Annotated in this window: 6 protein-coding genes; 5 read left to right on the forward strand and 1 reads right to left on the reverse strand. The window is 41.7% G+C overall.

Translation table 11 applies throughout. From position 1 onward, the window contains the following. Window positions 1-748 precede the first annotated feature (748 nt). From HMPREF3027_RS06595 to HMPREF3027_RS09880, 4 genes are all read left to right on the forward strand, one after another. A complete protein-coding gene (locus HMPREF3027_RS06595; protein WP_070707726.1) occupies window positions 749-2,896 on the forward strand; it encodes a hypothetical protein in 2,148 nt (715 codons plus the stop codon). A gap of 12 nt (window positions 2,897-2,908) precedes the next feature. After that, on the forward strand, window positions 2,909-3,478 hold the full coding sequence (locus HMPREF3027_RS06600) for a hypothetical protein (RefSeq protein WP_070707727.1): 570 nt from the start codon (window positions 2,909-2,911) through the stop codon (window positions 3,476-3,478). Between the two features lie 674 nt (window positions 3,479-4,152). Beyond that, the gene (locus tag HMPREF3027_RS06610) at window positions 4,153-4,668 is read left to right on the forward strand and encodes a CD225/dispanin family protein (protein WP_083317542.1); all 516 of its coding nucleotides are present in this window, start codon (window positions 4,153-4,155) and stop codon (window positions 4,666-4,668) included. A gap of 115 nt (window positions 4,669-4,783) precedes the next feature. Further along, window positions 4,784-5,053, forward strand: a complete 270-nt coding sequence (locus tag HMPREF3027_RS09880) for a DUF2752 domain-containing protein (protein WP_168165881.1) — start codon at window positions 4,784-4,786, stop codon at window positions 5,051-5,053. Window positions 5,054-5,191: 138 nt separating this feature from the next. Here HMPREF3027_RS09880 and HMPREF3027_RS06615 read toward each other — a convergent pair whose 3' ends face one another. After that, window positions 5,192-5,467 (reverse strand): hypothetical protein, encoded by a 276-nt coding sequence (locus HMPREF3027_RS06615; RefSeq protein ID WP_070707729.1) that lies wholly within the window; start codon window positions 5,465-5,467, stop codon window positions 5,192-5,194. Window positions 5,468-5,721: 254 nt separating this feature from the next. Here HMPREF3027_RS06615 and HMPREF3027_RS06620 point away from each other — a divergent pair. Next, window positions 5,722-6,713: IS5 family transposase (locus HMPREF3027_RS06620; protein ID WP_070707742.1), on the forward strand; the 992-nt coding region annotated here is incomplete at its 3' end.

Genomic DNA, 6,713 nt, shown 5'->3' on the forward strand with positions numbered 1-6,713 from the left:
CTCGCTAACGCTCCCCTTCAGGGGGAAGCTTGGGGTAATACACCATGAAACCCTCTTCGGGGTTTTCCATCAATCATTGATAAATAGGCTCTTGCAATCCCCCTCCCCCTAGGAGTTTTCTTCTTAATAAATAGCCCTCACAATTTCCCCTACGAGCAGGGCAAAAGTGGAGATGCAACTAAGCGATCGGCGAGTTGCAACTAAGCATTTGCCGAGTTGCATCTCGGCGATTGCTTAGTTGCATCTCGGCAAACGCCTTCGTATGGTATTGAATTCCAATTGATTACGAGGGAGGTCTTGAAGCCCCTATTTTATTCGAATTTCGAACATTATTTATTAGCTTGAAGAACGGACTAGTGGAGTGCCCCGTGAGGTAAAAACGGATGCCTGCGGATGAGCCTTGATAACCGTGAGCCACCATGGTAGACTCCGCCTCTGCTCTCTTTCGGGCGACTTTCTCTATCTCTCAAATGTTAAATTAATGGGTCAACCCCATTTTTAACTATTAGAGTGAAAAATTGTTTGACATACTGCAGAGATGTTGCAGTATCTAATGCTATATTTGCCTCAGAAGAACAAAACCATTAAGAATTAGCACTATGATTTCGGGGAACATAACATTTAAATGCGATGAATGTAAGCACAGATTACAACGATGTCAAGGAGCTTCAAGCTATCTCCTAGCCTACTGACTTTTTTGACTTCACATCACACGGTAAAATAAAGATTGAATGTAAAGAATATTATTATGAGTGATCAAATTGAAAGAAAAAGAAGCAACATCACTAAGCGTCAGCGAAAACTATACAATGCTATTAAAGAAATTGCCCAAAAGGTAATTGACTTGAATATGGTGTATACGCGATCAGACCTAGCATTTGAACTGTACAACCATGATATCCAAGTTGATTCAATAGATGTGGGTGATGCCGTATGGAATGCGTACAAATTTTTCAATAAGCCTAAATTATTGAATGAGGCATTCATTACCAATGATTTAACGGATAGCTTATTATCATCTTATATCGCACGTGATATGGCGGAAGGTGATTTTGAGACGCATACCACAGACTTTCTTGACAAAAATAGTGAAGACTTAAAGAGAAATCAAAGTTTTCTAGAGGTCGCATCTAAAGACTTTAGTCATCGGGTTAGTGCTTTACCAACTAGGGCTAGAAATCAATCGGCAGATAAGGTGTCTAATTTTTTGCAAAACGCCACTGAGGTGGTAACTGCCACGAAGGGTGTTAGGGACGTTTCGTATCAAGCCGAAGCACTTTTTTCTGCAGTTAATGAGGTAAATAATGCCTACAAGTCGGCTATTGCTTCCGTAAGAAATTCTATTGATTATTTTGCATTACAGAGGGAACACCTACTGAAAATATATTACTATTATAGTAGCGTCCTTTTGGATTTATATGGAGATAGAATCAGAGTAGTCGAGCCTGAACTTTTTGACTATAATCGCATCGAGTTTCTTGATGTGGATGCAATCTTAGAAGGGTTATCTACAGATATTTTCATGCTTCAAGATGAGTGTACAGAACTATCTAGCCAATTCATGGATAATACTATGCAGATTGCTGAAAGTACAGGTCAATTTGCAAAAGATAGTAGAAATGTGAAGGCATCACTGATATACGGAGGAGGGCAGCTCCTTATGCACCAATTAAGTGCTCATCAGCAAACAGCTCAAGTAAAAAGTGAATTTGAGAGGATTAAAAGAAAGGCAATTACCGCTGTTGCAGAAATGCAGGGTGATAGTGGTAGACTTTTTCAAATCTTTAAGGTGATAAATGACCTTCATATTTCAAGAGCATTGGCATTTAATAGGTATGCTGATAAGGTGTTAACTGAGGAGATCAACGGGCTACTGTCAGTCATTTATGGTTCCGATGAAATGATTAAATTACAGCAAGAGCGCGAGAGTTTGATCAATATGCTTCAAGATATTAACCGTAAAATGGAAGATGCGGAATTGCATGTGGCATTATATGAGGGGCGAGTGAAAGGGTATGATGATTTTCTCAATGGCGGACGAGCTCATTACGAGGAGATTTTAGCAAGCTTACCTAAGAAACCCTCTACGCTCCAGAGAGTATTGACCATGGATAGAGTTGCTGATAAGTACAATGAAGTGTTGAGATTGTACTATGAGGATGGGTCAGTGGACTTTCTCAATGATTATATTAGCACACAATACGAGAAGCAACTTGATGAGACGGAACTTGAGCATCATAGAAATTTAATTACAGAGTTTCAGCAGAAGCGAGAGGAGTTGAATAAAAAGCTCACTCAATTGTCGTTGGAAGCTTCCAAGATGATATATACTGATAAAGAGCTTTCAGCGAAGTTTGGCAAGCATTTAGTCTCTATTGTTGGACTACTTAAAGGTGCAAGAAACATTATCAATAGTGGCATAGAGGAGTCTCTTCAAAGACCAGTGGTTGTCTCGGACTATAGCGAGCTATTTGAGGTGCCTATGGAGAGTCGTGAGGCACTAGAGAAACTGGCTTCAAAGTTGCATACCTTTGCTGATGAGCGCGTCTCTGTTTCATCATCAGTTATGGGTGTCTCTGCTGTAGATATAGCTCATAGTGCTGTAGATATGCTAAAGGAGTATACCATGTTGGAGCTCGAAAAAGAGCAGACTGCAATGGCCGCAGAGGCATATCAAGCTGAGAGAGCCCAATTGAAAGCTAAGTTTCAACAGGCTTGTTCCGAGATTGATGATAAAAGCTCTGTGATTCTTGAAACTTTGAAAATAATCAATACCACGGATAATCGGGAGGTAATGATTAAGGGACTTGCCTTTTTGGCTGATGTGGATCTAGATGATTTTAGCCAAGAAGATATAGATGATTTTTTATTAGGTAAAAAAGTAATTGAACTATAATTATCGCATTATATGGAAAGTAAACGAAGAAGAGAAATGTGGAGGGATCCTCAATATGGCTTTGAGGAAAAACATGCAGAGGTTATCCCTGATTTTTGTGATAAGGAAAAGGATAGCTATGATGGAGCTGGGTGCCTTGCATACATTGCTATATCACTCGTGTTAGGTTTTCTAGTATCATACACAAGCGAAATGGGCTTTTGGCGTTCTCTCCTCTTTGTGGGAGTCCCAGTCTCAGGGGGTATGCTCTTAGCTATTAAGTATTTAAGAGCAGATACTACGTGCACTCTTGTCTTTTTCCCCTTTATATCCTATTTGATCTATCTATATAGCTATCCAGCATGGTTTGAATCCAGCACCTCGGCTATAGTAGTTGCAGTGATTGCTGGATATTTTATTGCACGTACGCTAAGAGGGTTGTCAATTTTTGTTGTCCCTTGGCTGATAATCAAGGTACAGTTGATTGAAAACCCTTATGAAAACATTGTCTTATTGATAATTTATGGGGTACTCTCTTTAACCTTCGCGTGGTTGTTGTTGCGACTAATCTACGCCGTTTTCTACAAACCACACGAGATGTAAAATTGTCACTTTTATCGTAAATAGAAATATGTCTAAGCAAAATAAGTTTTACTTGTGGTGTGCTCTCTTAGGAATAGAGATTATTGCAGCTTTGTGGATAGTAATTGATCTTTATTTAGAGGTGGGTCTGAGTGTAAAGTTTGCGAAAATTTTATTCGCTTGTGGGGTAATCATTGTTACAACTGCGAGAAAGGTTAGTTCAAGTCGCCTTGATATGGATAGTCCAGAATAGTTGGAGCTCAGGGATTATAGATATCAGGGGTTATGCATTAGAAAAGGCTGTTGTACGAATGATCATATGCAAGCTGTTGAGGATAAGGAAGTAAGGACCTCGGAGAGGTTCCTCTTAAATTGGCATAGGTCGGAGGGGCAAAGCCTCGAACGACCTGTGTATCAAAAGCATATTCACCACCTCTATGACCCCAGCTGAGGGGGCTGCCTTGACTTGTGCCTATTTAACACGGACCTCTGCCGAGATCCTTTTCCCATAGGTTCACCAATGAATGCCACACAGACATTTCTAATGCGCAACTCCTGGAGTTTTGTGTGAGTCGCTTTCTATTCTATGTGGATTAGTGGTTTTTCTGAAAACTTAAAGATAGTTTGCTTATAGTGTCATATTTTTTATATCTTTGTAATGATGTTTAAACTAAGTGTCACAATAACATATAATAATGATGGAAAAAACTTACTACTATTTAATTAATGGACAACAGCAAGGTCCAGTAACTTTGACAGAGCTGAAAGGTAAAGGGATTACTAGGGAGACGCTCGTTTGGACTGAGGACATGGCAGAATGGCAGGAAGCTCAGACATTACCAGAGCTAGGTGAGTTATTTGTCAATGTACCTCAGACTGCACCTGAGCAGCCACAAATTCCAGAGGCACCGTCTGCGAGTGTGACGACTGATACGAATGCGGTTGATCGCCCAAAAACATGGCTAGTAGAATCTATTTTGGTAACATTATTCTGTTGCTTGCCATTCGGAATTGTTGGTATCGTCAATGCATCCAAGGTGGACTCTGCCTTGGCAAGGGGAGACATCGATGGTGCAGTACAAGCTTCTGAGGCAGCAAAGAAATGGGTGAAAATTGGAGCAATATGTGGAGCCGTTGCAATCGGTATCTATGTGCTATTAGCTATAGCTGGATATTCTTTTGGTGACTACTACGACGAGTACTATTACTAATAGATACAGGGTTGCTCTATGGATTGCAGCTGCGATTCTAATTGTTTTACTGTTAATACTTTATCAAAAGGTCAACCCCTCGGATTCTAGTCTCTTTCCAAAGTGTCCGTTTTTGGTGCTAACGGGGCTAAAGTGTCCAGGGTGTGGTTCTCAACGTGCCATCCACTATCTGCTCAATCTGCAGATAGTGGAGGCATTTAAGATGAATGCTTTAATGGTGATATCCATCCCCTTTATCATCGCATTGACTATTTTAAGTCTTACTTTTCATCGCTCTAGAGAGTTACTCAAGTGGCGGGATCGTCTCTATAGTCAGCGGTCTATTAGCATTATACTTATTGTTGTTGTCAATTTTTGGATATTTCGAAATATCCTATCATTCTGACCTGTGTCTCTTTGAGCGTCGCTTTCGTGAGCGCTTTAGGGCACGCCAAGCGTTGACCATTCCGGTGACACTAACGATGAGGCTCCCTGTAAGTAGAAAGCACATCACGCAGATCCTGAGCGTAGGGTGGTGGTATGCTCACAGATACTTATAGGAGTGCAACTTGTGGTAGACGATATCGTTGAGCCGTGTCGCCCGATTCTGTACCGTTACAGTAGGTGCCGTTAGAGCAACATAGAGTGTGCTTCCCTCGCCCGTGGTCACCTCTACCACAGGCAGGGGAAGCGAATTCCTTTCACCTGGCTGCGGGAGATAGTGCCCGTCGTAGTGCTCCATGATCCGTGCGGTCTTCACCTCAATGCCTAGACTGAGGCCTTGTAGATAACTCAGCACCTCCTCCTCATTCAATGCCAATGGAGAGAACCCCTCACTATCAACTACCAGATAGGTTGCCCTCTCCTCTCCTGTCTCTAATCGGTAGTAAGATCGGCCATATAGTGAGCAAAGGAGATCTCCTTCGCTGTGGGGTACTGGGCAAGAATTTGCCCGAACTGAAGCGTCTCATCTGGGGAATGTTGCACGAAAAACTGGCTCAAACTATTGCGCATGTCATTGATTATTAGTGTATTAAGGGGAGAATATAGTATTGATTTATAGAGACAATACTTATGGGATTCAAGCAAACGAGCAACAATGCGCCCTCATTTACTGAGGTGTTTACCGAATTGAGAAGTTCTAGAGCACGCAATGAGTTTCTAGAGCAAATTGACAAACTCATTGATTGGAGACCATTTCAAACACTCATAAATAAAAAGCTATGTAAGAGAGCTGAAGCGAAGGGTGAACCTACTTATGATGGAGTTCTAATGTTTAAGATCCTTCTTCTGGAGACGTGGTATAATTTGATTGACCGAGCCGTTGAAGAGCGTATTAACGACTCCATTAGCTTTGGAATGTTTCTTGACATTGATATGGAACACGTCTCCCCCGATCACAGCACCATTTGCCGTTTTCGCAATGCGATTGTAGAGAAAGACTTGTGGGATAAACTTTTGAGCCTTCTCAATAAGCAGCTACAACGCCATGGAATTATGAAGATTGAGACGGGAGCATTGGTTGATGCAAGTATAGTTGATAGTCCATATGCCCCCGATGGTTCTGTCAAGATAGAAGTCGCCGAGGATAGAGAGGACACCAGAAGCGAAGAAGCTAAAGAGGAAGAACGGAGCTATCAAGTAAAAGTGGGTAGTGCGAAACCAGGTGTGGATACGGAAGCCCGATGGGTGGTAAAATGTAAGAAGTTTAGATATGGGTACAAGAAACATGTCTTGACAGACGGAGAAGGCCTTGTGAATACCCTCACCACCACATCTGCCAATGTCTCAGACACGACAGAATTTCCAACTCTCATAGAGAAAGGAGCCCTTCAAAAAGGAGTAATGGTATTAGCCGATAAAGGATATACCTCCAAGGCCAAAAGAGAACATCTAACTGGCCACGGGATCAAAGATGGGATAATGAGGAAAGCGACAAAGGGGAAGCCACTAAGTGATAAAGATAAAGAATTCAACCGACAGATAAGCCAGTATCGAAATAAAATTGAGCGTACCTTTGGAAGTATCCGATGCTGGTTTCACGGAGGGAGGTGTCGATATCGGGG

This window comes from Porphyromonas sp. HMSC077F02 (assembly GCF_001815465.1).
In the GTDB taxonomy this organism is placed as follows: domain Bacteria; phylum Bacteroidota; class Bacteroidia; order Bacteroidales; family Porphyromonadaceae; genus Porphyromonas_A; species Porphyromonas_A somerae.